The sequence below is a fragment of the Streptomyces sp. NBC_00457 genome (assembly GCF_036014015.1).
GTDB lineage: Bacteria > Actinomycetota > Actinomycetes > Streptomycetales > Streptomycetaceae > Streptomyces.
The window spans coordinates 6,467,550-6,485,250 of the sequence record NZ_CP107905.1; the positions used below are offsets into that span (position 1 = coordinate 6,467,550).

Sequence of the window (17,701 nt, forward strand, 5' to 3'; positions counted from 1 at the left end):
CCGACCGCGGGTCCGGCTGTGCCCACCCGTTCCGCCCTGCGGAACGACTGCCCACAGCCTGGTGGCGGGACTGCGGGCTCGCAGCCTGGCGGGGCTACCGGCTCCTTTCAGGAGATGTGGCGGGAGTTGCTTCCCATCGGGCGGCATCCCGGCTCCCACGGGTATCGCCGATTCGCCTGGACCGGTGCTGATGCCGAGTGTCGGGAGTGGTTCCGGGGGCAGGCTGAGGGGCGTGGGCTGACGTATGAGCTTGACCGGAACGGTAATCAGTGGGCGTGGCTCGGGGATCCGGCTGAGGGGGACGCTGTCGTCACCGGGTCGCATCTTGATTCCGTGCCCGATGGTGGGGCCTTTGACGGGCCGCTCGGGGTCGTGTCCTCCTTTGCCGCGCTCGATGAGCTGCGTCGGCGTGGCACCCGGTTCACCAAGCCCCTCGCCATCGTCAACTTCGGCGATGAGGAGGGCGCGCGGTTCGGGCTGGCCTGTGTCGGGTCTCGGCTGGCCGCCGGGCAGCTCACCGTCGAGCAGGCGCACCGGCTGACCGATGGGGACGGGGTGACGCTGCCGCGGGCCATGGAGGCCGCCGGGTACGACCCGGAGGCCATCGGGCCGGACCCCGAACGGCTGGCTCGTATCGGTGCGTTCGTCGAGCTGCATGTCGAGCAGGGGCGGGCGCTGGACCTCAGCGGCGATCGGGTCGGGATCGCCAGCGCCATCTGGCCGCACGGACGGTGGCGGTTCGACTTCCGGGGTGAGGCCAACCACGCCGGGACCACGCGGCTGGTGGACCGGCGTGACCCCATGCTGTCGTACGCCGAGACGGTGCTGGCCGCCCGCCGGGAGGCTGAACTCGCCGGTGCCGTCGCCACCTTCGGCAAGATCGTGGTCGAGCCGAACGGGGTGAACGCGATTCCCTCGTTGGTGCGTGGCTGGCTCGACTCCCGTGCCGCCGACCAGGAGAGCCTGGACGCGGTGGTGGGCGGCGTCGAGAAAGCCGCGCGTGAGTACGCCGACGCCCACGGCATCGACCTCGACGTCGTCCGGGAGTCCTTCACGCCCGTCGTCGAGTTCGACCACGCCCTGCGCGACGAACTCGGCCGCATCCTCGGCCAGGACACCGACTTGAAGGTGCCCGTGCTGGGTACCGGGGCCGGACACGACGCCGGGATCCTCTCCGGGACCATCCCGACCGCCATGCTGTTCGTGCGCAACCCCACGGGCGTCTCGCACTCCCCGGCCGAGTTCGCGGCCGAGGACGACTGCGTGGCCGGGGTGACCGCACTCGCCGACGTACTGGAAGGGCTGGCCCGCAGGTGACACCGAAGACCTACTGGCTGGAGCACGCCTGGCTCGACACCCACGTCGAGCCCGGCGTCGCGATCGACATGCAGGACGGGCGGATCACCGCCGTCCGCCGGGGCGTCGACACCCCGCCCCCCGGCGCCGACATCCTCCGCGGACTCACCCTCCCCGGGCTCGCCAACGCCCACAGTCACGCCTTCCACCGTGCCCTGCGCGGCACCGTCCAGGTCGGCTCCGGCACCTTCTGGACCTGGCGCGAGGTCATGTACTCGTTCGCCGACCGGCTGACCCCGGACAGCTACCACGCGCTGGCCCGTGCCGTGTACGCCGAGATGGCACTCGCCGGCATCACGTCCGTCGGTGAGTTCCACTACGTCCACCACGCCCCCGGCGGCACCCCCTACGCCGACCCCAACGCCATGGGCGAAGCCCTCATCGCGGCAGCCGCCGACGCCGGTATCCGGATCACCCTCCTCGACACCGCCTACTTTTCCTCCGGCTTCGGACAGCCGCCCAACACCCACCAGCTCCGCTTCTCCGACGGCGGCGCGGACGCCTGGGCAGAACGCTGTTCAGTTCTCAAGGAACGGGATCACGCGCGAATCGGCGCGGCGATTCACTCCGTACGGGCCGTGCCCGCCGACCAGTTGGCGACCGTGGCGCGGTGGGCACAGGAGCGGCGGGCCCCGCTCCATGTGCACCTGTCCGAGCAGACCGCCGAGAACGACGCCTGCCGTCAGGTCCACGGGTGCACGCCCACCCAGCTCCTCGCCGAGCACGGTGTCCTCGGGCCGCGCACCACCGGCGTGCACAACACCCACCTCACCGACGAGGACATCCGGCTCCTGGGCGCCGGCACCACCGGCACCTGCATGTGCCCGACCACCGAGCGGGACCTGGCCGACGGCATCGGGCCCGCCGCCGCCCTGCAGAAAGCCGGCTCCCCGCTCTGCCTCGGCTCCGACAGCCATGCCGTCATCGACCTGCTCGAAGAGGCACGCGCGATGGAGCTGAACGAGCGGCTGCGCACCCGCACCCGCGGTCACTGGACGGCCGCCGCCCTACTGCGCGCCGCTTCCGCCGACGGTCACGCGGCCCTCGGCTGGGGCGACGCGGGCACCATCGAGACGGGCGCTCTCGCCGACCTCACGACGGTCGCCCTCGACTCGGTCAGAACGGCGGGGCCGCTGCCCAGGCTCGGCGCCGAGACAGCCGTATTCGCCGCGACGGCAGCGGACGTACGGCACACGATCGTCGGGGGGCGGCACGTCGTACGAGACGGGGCGCACGCCCTCGTACCCGATGTGCCGCAAGCTCTCGCGCGGGCAGTCGATGCCCTCCGCGCCTGACGGCCGCCGACCCCAGCACCCACGAGGACGCCATGAGCAGCAGCACCGCCATCACCAACATCGCCACGCTGGTCACCAACAACCCCTCCCTCGGTGACGGTTCTCCCCTCGGTCTGATCCAGGACGCGGCCGTCGTCATCGACGGCGACCGCATCGTGTGGACCGGTGAATCAAGCAAAGCACCCGCCACTGACAATCGGGTCGACGCCGGCGGCCGGGCCGTCCTCCCCGGCTTCGTCGACTCCCACTCCCACCTCGTCTTCGCGGGCGACCGGACCGCCGAGTTCAACGCCCGGATGTCCGGCCGGTCCTACAGCGCGGGCGGCATCCGTACGACCGTCGCCGCCACCCGCGCCGCGAGCGACGCGGAACTCGAGGCGAACCTGACCCGTTACCTCGACGAGGCCCTCCGCCAGGGCACCACCACCTTCGAGACCAAGTCGGGTTACGGCCTGACCGTCGAGGACGAGTCCCGCGCCCTGCGCATCGCCGCCGCGCACACGGACGAGGTCACCTTCCTCGGCGCCCACATCGTGTCCCCGGACCACGCCGACGATCCGGCCGCGTATGTCGCCCTGGTCACCGGCGAGATGCTCGACGCGTGTGCCCCGTACGCCCGTTGGATCGACGTCTTCTGCGAGAAGGGCGCCTTCGACGGCGACCAGGCCCGCACGATCCTCACCGCCGGCAAGGCGAAGGGCCTGCACCCGCGCGTCCACGCCAACCAGCTCTCCTACGGCCCCGGCGTCCAGCTCGCGGTCGAACTCGACGCCGCCAGCGCCGACCACTGCACCCACCTCACGGACGCGGACGTCGACGCCCTGGCCGGCAGCGCCACCGTCGCCACGCTGCTCCCCGGCGCCGAGTTCTCCACCCGCGCCGAGTGGCCGAACGCCCGCCGCCTCCTCGACGCGGGCGTCACCGTCGCCCTCTCCACCGACTGCAACCCGGGCTCGTCCTTCACCTCCTCCGTCCCCTTCTGCATCGCCCTCGCGGTACGGGACATGGGGATGACACCGGACGAGGCGGTCTGGTCGGCCACGGCGGGCGGCGCGGCAGCCCTCCGCCGCGACGACATCGGCCACCTGACCCCGGGCGCCCGGGCCGACCTCACCCTCCTCGACGCCCCGAGCCACGTCCACCTGGCCTACCGGCCGGGCGTGCCCCTGGTCACCGGCGTGTGGCGCAGGGGCGAGCGGCTGGTCTGAGGACCCTCCGCCTGTTCCTCGCCGTCACGCGCCCCCGGGCGACCGCTGTCACCGCCCCCCCGCCCGCCACCGCTGCTCCGCGCCCCCGCTCACCGCCACCAGCTCCACACCCCCGTCGCCATCCGGCGTCACCGCCGTCTCGACCGCGATCGCCGGACGGATCACCCCGTCACCGCCCACCGCGAACTTCAGGTTCTGCCCGTTGCTCCTGTCCACGGACGCGCACTCCCAGATGCCCACGCCCCTGTCGGTGTCACCCCGGCTGTCCAGGCAGTACTCGGGGTCGGCGTACGACTGGACGACACCCCGCCCCGCGTCCACCCGCCACCGCTGCGTAGGGGACGCACCGCACGGCGCCGTGATGACATCCGTGCCCTTCTCCGTCTCTCCGTCGCGGATGTCCAGGCACAGCCCCGACGCCGAGTTCACCACCTGGGCGTACGCAGGGCCCGGCGGTTCATACGTCGGTGAGGGCGAGGGTGACTTCGGCGGCTTCGAACTCGGTGAAGGAGAGGGCGACGGGGACGGTGACTTGGAGGTCACCGAAGGGGAAGGAGACGGGCTCACCGGAACCGTCGCCGTGACCGTCACCGGCGGCGCACCCGGCGGTGTGGTGACCGACCCCGCGGCGCCCACGGACGACGACCCGTCCGGCGACAACAGATAGACCAACAGCGGCACCAACGCCACGCCCAGCACCGCCGAGGCCAGCGCGAAGCGACGGGACTGAGGCCAAGTACTCGTAGCCGTACGGCTGTTGCTCCTCGGCTCGCTCGTGTCGCTGAGGACGTATGCCGTCCCCGCCCACGGCAGCAGCCCCTCCGCCAGCGCCGTGCGCGGGGTGTCACGCAGCGCCGAGAGCTCCTCGAACGCGGCCGTGCAATGCGGACAGTGGTCCATGTGGGCGTGCAGGTCGGCGCTGTCGCGTGGGCTGTCCGGCCGTACCGCCTCCTCGATGAGGCGGCGGAAGTCCGCGCAGCGCGGGTCGTCCGAGGCGGCGAGGCGGGTGCGCAGACAGGCCTGGGCGAGTTGCTGGAGGGCGGGGGCGGTGCCGTAGGTCACGTCGGCGCGGGTGAGGCCGAGCAGCGCGGCGGTGCGCTCGTCGGGTTCGCGCTCCACCACCGCGTACCAGATCAGGCCCTGCGTGCGGGAGGGGAGTGTCTGGAACGCCGGGAGCATCGAGGGGACCGGCGCGGCCGTGTTCAGCACCAGTAGCAGGCCCGCGTCCACTCCTGCCGCCCGCTCGTCGCCGGCCCACGACGCGGCGACCTGTCCGGCGAGCAGCAGGAGCCGGTGTCGCCAGGGCACGCCCGGGTCGGTGCCGCGTGCCGTCTCGCGGGCGGCGAGGGTGAAGGCCTGGGCGGCGAGTTGCCGGGCCGCCGACTCGCCGGTCGTGCAGAGGCGGGCGTAGGCGAGGACGGCAGGGCGGTGGCGTTCGCGCAGTTCCTGCAGCGCCGGGTACGCGGTCGGGGTGTCGGCGCGCAGCAGCTCGGTCAGCCGCGCGTCGGACGCCCCGGAGTGCACGCCGTTTCCTGTGTCGCCCTGCGCCATCCCTGGCCCCTCCTCGCCTCCCGCTCCTGACGTACCGGCCAGTTTGGGGTGCCCATAGTGATGGAGGGAGACCTTTGGGGAAAGACGTATCTCCGGGTAACCGAAATCAGCAACCGAAATGAGAGCGGCAACGAGAGGCAGCAACGAGAGGCGCAATGAGAAGCGGCCCGGGCCAGTCGGCCGGACCGCGCTCTCACGTCTACGACTCGGTCACTCCTCGACCGTCAGGCCCTTCCGCAGCCGCACCAGCGTCCGCGACAGCAGCCGTGACACATGCATCTGCGAGATCCCCAGCTCCTCGCCGATCTCCGACTGGGTCATTCCCGCGACGAAGCGCAGCGAGAGGATCTTCCGGTCCCGGGACGGCAGTTCGGCGATCAGCGGCTTCAACGACTCGACGTACTCGATGCCTTCGATCCCGTGGTCCTCGTAGCCGATCCGGTCCGCGAGCGCACCCTCGGCGTCGTCCTCCTCCGGCTGGGCGTCGAGCGAGCTGGCGGTGTAGGCGTTGGACGCCGCCATGCCCTCGACGACCTCGTCCTTCGACAGACCGAGCCGCTCCGCCAGCTCACCGACCGTGGGGGCGCGGTCGAGCTTCTGGGCCAGCTCGTCACCGGCCTTGGCCAGGTCGAGCCGGAGTTCCTGCAGTCGGCGCGGTACGCGCACGGACCAGGAGGTGTCGCGGAAGAAGCGCTTGATCTCGCCGACGATGGTCGGCATCGCGAAGGTGGGGAACTCCACACCGCGGCTCAGCTCGAAGCGGTCGATCGCCTTGATCAGGCCGATGGTGCCGACCTGGATGATGTCCTCCATCGGCTCGCTGCGGGAGCGGAAGCGGGAGGCGGCGAACTTGACCAGCGCGAGGTTGAGTTCGACGAGCGTGTTACGGACGTACGAGTATTCGTGCGTGCCTTCCTCCAGCGACTCCAGCCGCTCGAAGAGGGTCTTGGAGAGAGCCCGTGCGTCCACCGGCCCCACCTCGTCGTACGGGGGGATGTCCGGAAGACCGGCGAGCAGGTCGTCCTGCTCCGGGGGCACGTCCGTGTCCGCGATGGGATCCAGATGTTCCGAGGGGGATGCCGACGTCGCTGTCTGGGTATGCGATGCGTCGAGCCGGGGTGACATGATGTCCTCCATCGTTCTCGGCATATGGCTGCCGAAGCCTGTGCGTGCACTGCGGTGTGCGGCGCCTCCAAAGCCGGCCGTGTTTGGTTTCGTGTCTCTACTAGCCCTACCCGGTTTACCGAGCCTCCCGCAAGTGCGTTCTGTGTGGAAATGTCCGATTCTGGGCGGATGTTCGGGTGTCGGAGGTCGTGTGGAAGGCGTAGTGTTCGAGGGCGTCAGTCAGCAGTCACGACGTCGGGAGAGAGAGACGGCATGGACCGCGGCACGGTCGGCAGCGCACAGTCTGGCCGGCTTCTGGTGGAGGTCAGGGAAGAGGGCCCCAGTGCCGTCGTGACCCCGGCGGGTGAGTTGGACCACCACACCGCCGATTTGTTGCGTGAGCCACTCGAAGAATGTCTGGCCAAAGGATTCAGCAGGCTGGTCGTCGACTGCTCGCGTCTGGAGTTCTGCGACTCGACCGGGCTCAATGTGCTCCTCGGCGCCCGGCTCAAGGCGGAGGCCGCCGGAGGCGGCGTCCATCTCGCCGGGATGCTGCCCGTGGTGGCACGTGTGTTCGAAATCACGGGGGCCGAAGCGGTCTTCACCGTGCATGACTCGCTCGAGGCGGCCCTGGCCGACCGGACCGGCTGAATCGGCCGTCGTGAGCGCCCCGCCCGCCCCTTCGGGACCGGCGGTTTCCGGGTGTCGCACCCTCCGCACCGCCGCTGTGGCCGAAGACGGGGGTGTTCCCCCGGTTCGGCCGGGCAGGAGAAACGCGTACTGCCCGTACAGCCGTACTGACCGTGAAGTGACTTTTGAATCGTGAACTGGTGAATCGGTGAGGTGAAGCGCTGATGAGCACCACCCGGCCCCACGCCTCCGGCGGTTCCGGGGGGCCCGAGGACGGTGCGTCCGTGCCGTCTGCCGGGCGCCAGGTCCGTCGGCTGAGCTTCGGCGGGGAGAGTGGGGTTGTTCCGCTGGCGCGTGACTTCACTCGGCAGGCGTTGTATGCGTGGGGCTGGATGCCGGCCGCTACCGCGGATCAGCGGGCGGCGGCTGAGGATGTGCTGCTCGTCGTGTCCGAGTTGGTCACCAATGCTTGTCTGCATGCCGAAGGGCCGGACGAGTTGTGGATCGCCTGTGACAACAAAGTGATCCGGGTCGAGGTGTCGGATCGGGGGGCGGGGCAGCCGGCGCCTCGGAATCCGCATCGGGCGGGGCGGCCGGGTGGGCATGGGATGTTCATCGTGCAGCGGCTCTGTCTGGACTGGGGGGTTGTGCGGACTCCGGGCGTCGCGGGTAAGACCGTCTGGGCCGAGTTGGGGGCTCCTGCCTAAGCGCCGTAGGGCTTCGGTTGTCTTGTGGCTGCGGGTTGTTCGTGGCTTGTCGCGCAGTTCCCCGCGCCCCTGTCGGGGCGCTTTCGCTTCGGCACATTTCCAACACCTCCTTTGTCTTCCCTCCTTTCATGGGCGGGCGTACCTTGACGGCTCGATCTGATGTGCCGTCAGGAACTTGAGAGGGAGCGGAATCGTGTCGTACCGGAAACGAACCGCCGCGCTCGCGTCCGTCGCGGCCCTGGCCGGCTCGGCGGTGCTGATGGCCGCCCCCGCAGCCCGGGCCGAGGTCGTGGACGTGAACTACCAGTGCAAGACGCCGATCGGGGACAAGAGTGCCGTCTCGCCGATCGACATCAAGGGCGTGGAGAGCGGCAGCGGCTACAAGATCACGATGTCGTGGCAGAAGGGTGTCTCGTCCAGCCCGGTCGAACTGGGCAAGGGCGCGATGAACCCGAGCGCCACCATCAAGCTGGGCGGTGCCGACAGCGGCACGATGAATGTCACCGGGCCCGCCAACCAGGAAGCCATCCCCGCCAACACCCCCATCAAAATCAGTGACTTGACGGGCACCTACACCCCGAAGAAGACCGGCAAGGTCACCTTCACGGCAGGCGTCCTCACCATCAAGGCGCTCGGTACGACGACGACCTGCACGCCGTCCAACAGTCCCGGCCCCTCCCTGACCCTGGACGTCACGGCCGCCGCGGGCGCCTCCGGCTCCACCCAGTCCGGCTCCGGTTCGGACACCGGTTCCGGCTCCGAACTGCCGCAGACCGGCCCCCTGGACTCGGCCATCGCCCTCGGCACCCTCGGCGGCACGGTGCTGCTGGCCGGGGCGGCCGGTGTGCTGTGGCTGACACGGAGGAATCAGACGGCACGCTGACCGCCGTCGCCGTCTGTGTCGAACGACTGTTGGAGCCGCCGATGTCGTCCGCCTTCCGTGTCCTGATGCTGGCCCTGCTGATGCTGTCGGGTGCTGCCCCCGCCGCGTCCGCTGCCTCCGCCGATGACTGGTCCCTCGCGCCCTCCGGCGGTGGGCGGCCGTCCTTCTACGCCGAGGGTGCGCCCGGGGCGGTCCTGCAGGACACGGTGTCCGTGATCAACCGGAGCGGGGAGCCGGTCACCGTGCGGCTGCGGGGGACCGGGGTCGCGGTCGCTTTCGCCGACGGGTCGGTGCGGGTGCCCGCTCGTACTCGCGCCGACGTTCCCTTCACGGTGAGCGTTCCGACGGGGGCCGCGCCCGGCGATCTCGCGGGTGCGGTCGTCGCGCGGGACGACGAGGGGCGGTCCAGGACGGTGGCGCTGCGGCTGCGTGCCGTCGGGCCGAAGCTCTCCGCGCTGACCGTCGAGCACGTGGCGGTGGGCGCCGACGGCATCTCGTACGAGCTGGTCAACCGCGGTACGACCGCCCTCGTGCCGACACTCGCCGTCCGCGCCGACGGCGTCTTCGGCCGCCGCGTCCTCGACCGCGCCCCGCGCACCCTTCCCGTCGAACTGGCCCCCGGCCGCCGCGTCGAACTCACCGAGCCCTGGCCCGACCGCCCCGCCCTCGACTCGGTGGACGTGCGGCTGACGGTGACGGCGGCGGGCGGTGCGCGGGACGAGGCGGGGGCGTCGGTGTGGTGCGTGCCGTGGGGTGCGGTGGCGGGCGGGCTGGGGGCTGTGGTGGCGGGCGCCGCGCTGGCAGTCGTACGACGTCGGCGGCGCCGTACGGCCGGAGACGGTGACGTGTCCGAATCCCCGCGTACGGAAGTCGAGTTGACGGGAGCGGTGACGTGAGGGGCAAGGTGCGGTTTCCGGTGCTGGTCGCGGTGCTCGCGCTGTTGCTGGCGCCCTTGGGGTCACCGGCGGTCGCGGCGGAGAAGCCCGCGGTCAAGCTGTCCAAGTCGCAGGCGGGGACGGGGGGTTCGATCACCGTCACCGGGAGCGGCTGGCGGGAGCGGGCGCTGCTGATGATTCTGATCTGCGGGCAGTCCGTGCCGTCCCGGGGCGTCGTCGGCGGGACCAACTCCTGTGCCAACGGGGACGGGCGGGCGGTGACGACGGACGCTGAGGGGCGGTTCGAGCGGAAGCTGCCGGTCGCGGAGCCGCCCGTACCGTGCCCGTGCGTGGTGCATGTCGCCACCGTGACCGGGGCGAAGGCGGAGGCCGACGCGATCTTCCAGGTCGCCGGGCACGCGGTGGAGCCGTTGCCCGCGGAGGCGGCCGGCGGGCGGCTGTCGGTGCTGACGGACACGCGGCTCGACGGGTCCAGCGGGCTGCTCACCTGGTTCGGGGCGGCGCCCACGCGCACGCTCGTCTTCACCGTCGGCAACGTCGGCACGTCCACCATCAAGAACCCGGTCTTCCAGGTCGGCACCGCACACGGCGTGTTCGCGCCCGAGTGGCAGGACCAGCAGTGGCGCGGCACCGTCGAGCCCGGCCGGAAGGCCCGTATCGAGCTGCCGGTCGAGTTGTCCGGCGGCGCGCACGGCGACTACACCGTGTCGCTGAAGTACGGCGGGAAGGTCCTCGCCGAGCAGCCCTGGGGCGTGGGCCGCCCGTGGGGCGTGACCCTGTTCTGGGTCCTGGTCTGCCTGGTCGTACCGGCGGCGGTGTTCCGCGTCGGGATGGCGGTGGTGGACCGGGTACGGCCCCGGCGCAGCACCGGCCGCGCGCGGCTCCGCATGCCCGAACTGGCCCTCCGCCTCCCGAAGTTGAGCCCTTCGGAGGACGTACCCTCCCCTGCCACCTCGACCACCACCCTGCCGTGGTTCACCCCGGACTCCGATCCGGGCACGGCCGGTCCGCTCTCCGCACCGCACGACGACAGCCCGACGAGTCCTACGACTCCCACCAGGAAGGGACAGACGTGAGCAAGCCGAGGAGAGTCACACCGGCCCGCGGCCGCAGAACGGGCGCGGCGGGCGTCGCCATGATGCTGTGCGGCGCGGGCATCCTGATCGGCGTCGCCGCGACGCCCGCGCAGGCCGCCGAGGTGTCGTACGCGACCGAGTGCATCCCGCCGGCCATCTCGGGGCTGCCGCCGGTCCAGGGCACCACCAAGGTGGAGATCACCGCGCCCGCCGAGGCCAAGGTCGGCGACGAGGTCGAGATCACCTGGAAGTTCGTCCAGGCCGCCTCCAAGAACCCCGACGTCCTCGACCTGGAGAAGGACACCGTCCAGCCGACCGGGACCCTCAAGGCCGCCGGCGCCCAGACCGGGGACATCGCGATGCAGGGCACGCGGACCAATCCGCCGATCCCCAAGAACAGCGACATGAAGCTCTCCGACATGAAGGGCAAGCTGAAGCTCACGGCGGCGGGCGAGGTGACGCTGACGCCGGACGCGTACAACATCAACGTCAACAAGCCGATCTCGACGGACACCAAGTGCTCGCCGAAGGAGGCGGTGCAGAAGGCCGCGACCATCAAGGTGACGGACGGGGGCGGGAGTTCGGGGGGTACGACGGGAGGGTTGCCGACGGGTTTGCCGACGCTGCCGACCGGTCTGCCCACGGGTACCTCGTCGCCGACGCCGAGTGAGAGTGAGACGGGCGGTGACGCCGGGGGCGGCTCCGGTGCCGGCGGTTCCGACACCGGCGGTTCCAGCACCGGCGGAGGCGGCGGGCAGACCGAGTTCACCGGCAAGGAGGTTCAGGTCCCGTACCAGTGCAAGACGCCGATCGGGGACAAGGAGGCGACCTCGCCGGTCCAGATCGACGCCAAGAAGAACGGCGGGAGTTTCGACCTCACCGTGCAGTTCAAGAAGTCCGTGATGGACAGCCCCGCCGACATCCCGGCCGACTCGGTCAAGCCGTCGATGGAGGTGGCCCTGGGCGGCGCCGACAGCGGCACGGTCCATGTCGAGGGGCCCACCAACGCCGAGCCCATCAAGTCCGGCGACCCGATCGAGGTCCCCGACCTCACCGGCACGTACAAGCCGGGCGCGAGCGGTGAGACGACGCTGTCACCGGGCGTCCTGACCGTCGAGGCCCTGGGCACGACGACGACGTGCACGCCGACCAAGTCGGAGGTCTCCCTCACCCTGGACACGACCGAGCAGGCGAGCGGTGCGTCGGGCGGCGGCTCGGGTTCGGCCGGCGGTTCGGCTTCCGGCGGCGGTTCGTCGTCGACGGACGGCGGGCTGGCCGCCACCGGCTCCGACGACAACAGCACCCTGAAGGCGCTGGGCTTGGTGGCGGGGACGGCCGTACTGCTGGGCGGTGCGGTGTTCACGTTCATGCCGGGGAGGCGTTTGCGGTAAGGGCCGACTTCTCACGTGCCATGGTCCAACCGGTGGTGTGAGCGCATCAGCACGTTCGCGTCCCCCACCGCGCTGTAGTCGAAGGCCGCCCGCGCCGCGGCCCGCCGTTCCGCGAGTTGCCGACAGGTCTCGCAGCCGGCCACGGGCAGGGGCGGGCGGCTGATGTCGTACGACGGCCCGATCGCCGTGTGCGCGTCCGTCCGCCTCTCCGCGCCTCCCCAAACCGGGGCCGGGGCGGTGCTGAATGGCCTGCGACCGGCACCGGGAGGTTCGGTCGTGGTCTTCGGCACTGGGGCGGTCGGCCTCGCTGCTGTCATGGCCGCGAGTCTCACTCAGGCCGAGCGGGTGATCGCCGTCGATGTGAACCCCGGCCGACTGGCGCTGGCCACCGAGCTGGGTGCCACGGACACCATCGACGCCGCCGCCACCGACGATCCGGTGGCGGCCATCCGGGAACTCACCGGAGGCGGAGCGGGCCATGTGCTGGAGAGCAGCGGCAATGTGCGGGCCTTCCGGCAGGCCATCGACATCGTCAACAGCAGCAAGCGGATTGTCGGGATCGTCGAGGGAGCGTCCGTTCCCCACGTCTTGATCCCTGATCTCATCGGCCTCCACGCGGCCGGCCGCTTTCCCGTGGAGCGCCTGGTCACCTCGTTCTCCTTCAGCCGGATCAACGACGCCGCCGCAGTCGCCGCATCAGGCGAGGCCGTCAAGCCGGTCCTCCATCTCTGACCGGTGCCCGAACTCCCTGTTGGTGCCGAGGGCCCGGGCTGCTGAGGGAGGTCGCTCCGGCGCCGTACGCCGCGCGGTTCATTCGCCCGCGGTGTCCTCGGCCTCCCAGCGCAGCAGGTCGCCCGGCTGGCACTTGAGTACCTCGCAGAGCGCGGCGAGCGTCGAGAAGCGCACCGCCTTGGCGCGGCCGTTCTTGAGTACCGCCAGGTTGGCGGGCGTGATCCCTACGCGGTCCGCGAGCTCGCCCACGGACATCTTCCGCCTGGCCAGCATCACGTCGATGTCGACGGCGATCGGCATCAGATCACCTCGTCCAACTCGGCCTGCATCTGCGCCGCTTCGACATCGCGCGCGACGGCCTGGGCGAGCAGCATCCGCAGCACGAGCACGATGAGCGCGACTCCCAGGATGGCCACGCCAACCCCGCCCATGATGACGGTGACGCCCGGATCCTCCCGCTGGCCCGGCGCATTCAGGGCCGTGACCGCGAACCACACGAGAGCGGCCGCCACGATCGCGCCGATGATGACGTCCACGTACCGGAAGGCGGCGTGGGAGAACACGGTTCCGCGTCGCACCATCGTCACCAGTCGCCATACACAGACCAGGGCGACCTGGGCCGTCCCGATGCCCAGGATCGTGATCACGCGCAGCGGGGTCAGCGGGAGCGCCCCGTCCTCCGGGTCACTCCCGCTGACCAACGCCCACACCATCAATGCCTGCACGAACACGGTGCCGGTGAGCACCACCACAAGCACGGCGCGCAGCGCGCGCACGGTCAGCTTTCCCATGACCCAACCTTCCATCGAGCTACGATGGGAATCTATCGAATCTCGATAGGTGAGGCAAGGGCTGCACGGCGCCGCCCGGCGCGCACATGCGGCGAGGGCCGCCGCACATGTGTGCGGTGGCCCTCGCCATAGGTATGGGGCGTGCGTCAGTGCACGTCGCCCATCAGCTCCTTGACCTTCTTGCGGTACATCCACACGGCGACACCGGCGATGACGGCGAGCGTGGCTTCCAGGGCCACGATGCCCGTCTTGTTGAGGTCGACGCCGGCGATGGAGAGCAGGCCGGTCGTGGCGTCACCGGCGGTGACGGCCAGGAACCAGACGCCCATCATTTGGGAGGCGTACTTCGCGGGCGCCATCTTCGTCGTGACCGACAGACCCACCGGGGAGACCGTCAGCTCACCGACGGTCTGGATGAAGTAGATCGCCGCCAGCCACAGCGCCGCCGCCTTGTGACCGCCCTCGGCGATCGACAGCGGGGCCAGGAAGAGGAAGAAGGACGCGCCGACGAGGATCAGGCCCGCCGAGAACTTCACCGCGGTGCTCGGCTCCTTGCCACGCCGGGCCAGTGCCAGCCACAGCCAGGCGAAGACCGGCGCCAGCGCCATGATCATGACCGGGTTGACCGACTGGTACCAGGAGACCGGGAACTCCCAGCCGAAGACGGAGTTGTCGGCGGAGGACTCGGCGAACAGCGACAGCGTCGAGCCGCCCTGGTCGTAGATCATCCAGAACACGGCCGCGGCGACGAAGAACCAGATGTACGCGGTCAGCTTCGACTGCTCGGCACGGTCCAGCTCCTTGTCCCGCTTCATCCTGGCGATGACCATGACCGGGATGATCAGACCGGCGAGCGTGATGGGGACCAGCAGCCAGTTCAGCGTGTAGACGCCAAAGACGCCGACGACGGCGTAGAAGATGATCGCGACGGCGGTCCAGAAGCCGGCCTTGCGCAGCGTCGCCGCCTTCTGCTCGGCGGTCAGCGGCGTCGGGACGACGTCCGAGCGGGCGCTCAGGTGTCGGCTGCCGAGCAGGAACTGGGCGAGACCCAGGCCCATGCCGAGCGCGGCGAGCGCGAAGCCCAGGTGCCAGTTGACGTTCTCGCCGACAGTGCCGATGACCAGCGGGGCGGCGAAGGCACCGGCGTTGATGCCGATGTAGAAGAGCGTGAAGCCACCGTCGCGGCGCGGGTCGTCCGGGCCGTCGTAGAGGTGCCCGACCATCGTCGAGATGTTGGCCTTCAGCAGACCGGAACCGATCGCGACCAGACCGAGGCCCGCGAAGAAGCTGCCCGACCAGGGGAGGGCCAGGGTGAGGTGGCCGAGCATGATGATCGCGCCCGCGACAGCGACCGTTTTGCGGGGGCCGAGGACGCGGTCCGCGAACCAGCCGCCCGGGAGGGCGAGCAGGTACACGAGCGACAGGTACACCGAGTAGATCGCGGTGGCGGTGGCCGCACTGAGGTGCAGGCCGCCGGGGGCCACCAGGTACAGCGGGAGCAGGGCCCTCATGCCGTAGTAGGAGAACCGCTCCCACATCTCGGTCATGAACAGAGTGGCCAGTCCGCGGGGGTGGCCGAAGAAGGTCCATCCGGAACCGGGGGTGCCCGGTTCAAAGGATTCCTTCGTCAGGCTGGACGCCATGGTCGATCCTTGCTGGTCGGGACGCGCCTGGAGTGGGTGGGGCACACACAAAAGAGACCTTCAGCGTCAAATGATTGCCAAAGGTCCCCGTGGTGCTACAGGCGCTCATTCACCATAAGGCAGGACACCGATGGAAATGGAAGGACTTGAGACGTCAATCACAGGTGTCGGTGGAACCGCAAGCGTATTTTCGAAGGTCATTCTCAGGATCGCACCCTACGGCCATAGGTTCGTACCGATGCCGGGGCAAGGTAAGGATCGCTCCATGGGACGGTAAGAATCCGGCCTGCCGATCACACCCCGGCTCTTGTCATCCGCGGACTACCATCACCTCATGACCCGTGTACTGCTCGCCGAGGACGACGCGTCCATCTCGGAGCCGCTGGCCCGCGCCCTGCGCCGGGAAGGTTACGAGGTCGAGGTGCGCGAGGACGGCCCCACCGCGCTCGACGCCGGCATCCAGGGCGGCATCGATCTGTGCGTCCTGGACCTGGGCCTGCCCGGCATGGACGGCCTGGAGGTGGCCCGCCGGCTGCGCGCCGAAGGCCACACCGTCCCGATCCTCATCCTGACCGCGCGCGCCGACGAGGTCGACACCGTCGTCGGTCTCGACGCGGGCGCCGACGACTACGTCACCAAGCCGTTCCGGCTCGCAGAACTGCTCGCCCGGGTCCGGGCCCTGCTGCGGCGCGGCGCCGCCGAGCCGCAGCAGCCGCCCGCCACGCACGGCGTGCGCATCGACGTCGAGTCGCACCGCGCGTGGATGGGCGAGGAGGAACTCCAGCTCACCGCCAAGGAGTTCGACCTGCTGCGGGTGCTGGTGCGGGACGCGGGGCGGGTCGTCACTCGCGACCAGTTGATGCGCGAGGTCTGGGACACCACCTGGTGGTCGTCGACCAAGACCCTCGACATGCACATCTCCTGGCTGCGCAAGAAGCTCGGCGACGACGCGGCGAACCCGCGGTACATCGCCACCGTGCGCGGTGTGGGCTTCCGCTTCGAGAAGAGCTGAGTTCGAGCGGTGCTGAGCAATGACTAGTACGGGTCGTACGGGTCCATGCGCCGTCGACTGATCCAGTCCACGCTCGCCGTGGTGCTCGTCGTGATCGCCGTCTTCGGGCTCTCTCTCGTGATTGTCGAGACCCGGACGATCAGCAGCACCGCGCAGGAGCGGGTGGACTCCGAGGCGATCCGGCTGGCCAGCATCGTGGACAGCCGGCTGATGGCCACGGGGGCCGTCACGGCTGACGTGCTGCGCGAACAGGTGCCGGCGGAGCGTTACGCCCAGGTCCGGATCCCGGGTGAGAAGCCCATCGAGATCGGCACCAAGCCGTCCGGCGACACCATCAGCGCCACGCGCAAGGGCGAGCAGGGGGAGACGGTCGTCGTCCAGGAACCCCGTTCCGTGGTGACCCGTGAGGTCTGGCGGACCCTCCTGATCATCGCGGCCGTGGCGTTGCTGGCGGTCATCGCCGCAGTGCTGCTCGCCGTACGGCAGGCCAATCGGCTCGCCTCACCGCTGACCGACCTCGCCGAGACCGCCGAACGCCTCGGATCCGGGGATCCACGGCCCCGGCACAAGCGGTACGGCGTCCCCGAGCTGGACCGGGTCGCCGACGTGCTGGACAGTTCCGCCGAGCGGATCGCCCGCATGCTGACCGCGGAACGGCGACTGGCCGCCGACGCCTCGCATCAGCTCCGTACGCCGCTCACCGCGCTGTCCATGCGCCTGGAGGAGATCACCCTCACCGACGACCCGGACACGGTGAAGGAGGAGGCGACGATCGCGATCACGCAGGTGGAGCGGCTTACGGATGTCGTCGAGCGGCTGCTGACGAACTCCCGTGATCCGCGTACCGGCTCCGCCGTCACCTTCGATCTGGACGAGGTCATTCAGCAGCAGCTCGCGGAGTGGCGGCCCGCGTACCGGAGTGCGGGGCGGGCGATCGTCAGCTCGGGCAAGCGGCATCTGCATGCGGTGGGTACGCCGGGGGCGGTGGCGCAGGTGCTGGCCGCGTTGATCGAGAACTCGCTGATGCATGGGGGCGGTACGGTCGCGCTGCGCACGCGGGTCACCGGGAATCAGGCGGTCGTCGAGGTGACGGACGAGGGGCCCGGGGTGCCTGCCGATCTTGGGGCGCGAATCTTTGAGCGGGCGATCAGTGGGCGGAACTCGACCGGGATCGGGCTGGCTGTCGCGCGGGATCTGGCGGAGGCGGATGGGGGGCGGCTGGAGATGCTGCAGGCTGCGCCGCCGGTGTTCGGGTTGTTTCTGTCTCGTACGGCTACGGGGAAGTCGGCGGGGGAGTCGGAGCGGACGGTTCGGTAGCCGGGGGTGGGTGCGGGGCCCTGAGTTTGCTGGGTGCCCGGGGTTTGCGTCGGCCGGGGGCGTCGCGCGGCCCGGCGCTTGCGGGGTGCCGCCTGCGCCCACCCGTGCC

The 17,701-nt window shown here is 70.4% G+C and carries 18 protein-coding genes; 12 read left to right on the plus strand and 6 right to left on the minus strand.

From position 1 onward, the window contains the following. The first annotated feature begins 114 nt into the window (after positions 1-114). From OG828_RS29580 to hutI, 3 genes are read left to right on the plus strand one after another with little or no spacing between them, the layout of a single operon-like run. Positions 115-1,317 carry an allantoate amidohydrolase gene (locus OG828_RS29580; RefSeq protein ID WP_328440267.1) on the plus strand — a complete coding sequence of 401 codons (1,203 nt, stop codon included), beginning with the start codon at positions 115-117 and terminating at the stop codon, positions 1,315-1,317. Continuing rightward, positions 1,314-2,651: a formimidoylglutamate deiminase gene (locus OG828_RS29585; RefSeq protein WP_328502842.1), complete on the plus strand. Its 1,338-nt coding sequence runs from the start codon at positions 1,314-1,316 to the stop codon at positions 2,649-2,651. Before OG828_RS29580 ends, OG828_RS29585 begins: the two co-directional genes overlap by 4 nt. A gap of 32 nt (positions 2,652-2,683) precedes the next feature. Beyond that, positions 2,684-3,859 (plus strand): imidazolonepropionase, encoded by a 1,176-nt coding sequence (gene hutI, locus OG828_RS29590; RefSeq protein WP_328440269.1) that lies wholly within the window; start codon positions 2,684-2,686, stop codon positions 3,857-3,859. A gap of 48 nt (positions 3,860-3,907) precedes the next feature. Here the strand turns inward: hutI and OG828_RS29595 are convergent, their stop codons facing one another. Both OG828_RS29595 and OG828_RS29600 read right to left on the minus strand, forming a co-directional pair. Next, positions 3,908-5,410 carry an RICIN domain-containing protein gene (locus OG828_RS29595; RefSeq protein WP_328502843.1) on the minus strand — a complete coding sequence of 501 codons (1,503 nt, stop codon included), beginning with the start codon at positions 5,408-5,410 and terminating at the stop codon, positions 3,908-3,910. 210 nt (positions 5,411-5,620) lie between these two features. Further along, on the minus strand, positions 5,621-6,547 hold the full coding sequence (locus tag OG828_RS29600) for an RNA polymerase sigma factor SigF (protein ID WP_328502844.1): 927 nt from the start codon (positions 6,545-6,547) through the stop codon (positions 5,621-5,623). Positions 6,548-6,787: 240 nt separating this feature from the next. On the opposite strand from OG828_RS29600, the gene OG828_RS29605 reads away from it, so the two are divergent. The 6 genes from OG828_RS29605 (at position 6,788) to OG828_RS29630 (ending at position 12,097) form a co-directional block, all read left to right on the plus strand. After that, positions 6,788-7,165: an STAS domain-containing protein gene (locus tag OG828_RS29605; protein WP_210576388.1), complete on the plus strand. Its 378-nt coding sequence runs from the start codon at positions 6,788-6,790 to the stop codon at positions 7,163-7,165. 203 nt (positions 7,166-7,368) lie between these two features. Further along, positions 7,369-7,851: an ATP-binding protein gene (locus OG828_RS29610; RefSeq protein ID WP_328363320.1), complete on the plus strand. Its 483-nt coding sequence runs from the start codon at positions 7,369-7,371 to the stop codon at positions 7,849-7,851. 193 nt (positions 7,852-8,044) lie between these two features. Continuing rightward, a complete protein-coding gene (locus OG828_RS29615; RefSeq protein WP_328502845.1) occupies positions 8,045-8,734 on the plus strand; it encodes an LPXTG cell wall anchor domain-containing protein in 690 nt (229 codons plus the stop codon). A 41-nt stretch (positions 8,735-8,775) separates the two neighbouring features. After that, positions 8,776-9,630: a COG1470 family protein gene (locus OG828_RS29620; protein ID WP_328504959.1), complete on the plus strand. Its 855-nt coding sequence runs from the start codon at positions 8,776-8,778 to the stop codon at positions 9,628-9,630. Continuing rightward, positions 9,627-10,706, plus strand: coding sequence for a hypothetical protein (locus OG828_RS29625; RefSeq protein WP_328502846.1), 1,080 nt, complete (start codon positions 9,627-9,629; stop codon positions 10,704-10,706). Before OG828_RS29620 ends, OG828_RS29625 begins: the two co-directional genes overlap by 4 nt. A gap of 62 nt (positions 10,707-10,768) precedes the next feature. Next, positions 10,769-12,097 (plus strand): hypothetical protein, encoded by a 1,329-nt coding sequence (locus tag OG828_RS29630; protein ID WP_328372278.1) that lies wholly within the window; start codon positions 10,769-10,771, stop codon positions 12,095-12,097. A gap of 11 nt (positions 12,098-12,108) precedes the next feature. On the opposite strand, the gene OG828_RS29635 is transcribed toward OG828_RS29630, so the two are convergent. Then, positions 12,109-12,414: a hypothetical protein gene (locus OG828_RS29635; RefSeq protein ID WP_328502847.1), complete on the minus strand. Its 306-nt coding sequence runs from the start codon at positions 12,412-12,414 to the stop codon at positions 12,109-12,111. On the opposite strand from OG828_RS29635, the gene OG828_RS29640 reads away from it, so the two are divergent. Further along, on the plus strand, positions 12,413-12,829 hold the full coding sequence (locus OG828_RS29640; RefSeq protein WP_328502848.1) for a zinc-binding dehydrogenase: 417 nt from the start codon (positions 12,413-12,415) through the stop codon (positions 12,827-12,829). The genes OG828_RS29635 and OG828_RS29640 overlap by 2 nt on opposite strands. Before the next feature lie 78 nt (positions 12,830-12,907). Here OG828_RS29640 and OG828_RS29645 read toward each other — a convergent pair whose 3' ends face one another. The 3 genes from OG828_RS29645 to OG828_RS29655 form a co-directional block, all read right to left on the minus strand. Next, positions 12,908-13,129, minus strand: coding sequence for a helix-turn-helix domain-containing protein (locus OG828_RS29645; RefSeq protein WP_328363335.1), 222 nt, complete (start codon positions 13,127-13,129; stop codon positions 12,908-12,910). Further along, positions 13,129-13,620 (minus strand): DUF2975 domain-containing protein, encoded by a 492-nt coding sequence (locus tag OG828_RS29650; protein WP_328502849.1) that lies wholly within the window; start codon positions 13,618-13,620, stop codon positions 13,129-13,131. Before OG828_RS29650 ends, OG828_RS29645 begins: the two co-directional genes overlap by 1 nt. 146 nt (positions 13,621-13,766) lie before the next feature. Continuing rightward, a complete protein-coding gene (locus OG828_RS29655; protein WP_328502850.1) occupies positions 13,767-15,263 on the minus strand; it encodes an oligopeptide:H+ symporter in 1,497 nt (498 codons plus the stop codon). 334 nt (positions 15,264-15,597) lie between these two features. On the opposite strand from OG828_RS29655, the gene OG828_RS29660 reads away from it, so the two are divergent. Together OG828_RS29660 and OG828_RS29665 are read left to right on the plus strand one after the other, a co-directional pair. Next, positions 15,598-16,275 (plus strand): response regulator transcription factor, encoded by a 678-nt coding sequence (locus OG828_RS29660; RefSeq protein ID WP_055614806.1) that lies wholly within the window; start codon positions 15,598-15,600, stop codon positions 16,273-16,275. 45 nt (positions 16,276-16,320) lie between these two features. Further along, positions 16,321-17,592 (plus strand): ATP-binding protein, encoded by a 1,272-nt coding sequence (locus tag OG828_RS29665; RefSeq protein ID WP_328363344.1) that lies wholly within the window; start codon positions 16,321-16,323, stop codon positions 17,590-17,592. The last annotated feature ends 109 nt before the right edge of the window (positions 17,593-17,701 follow it).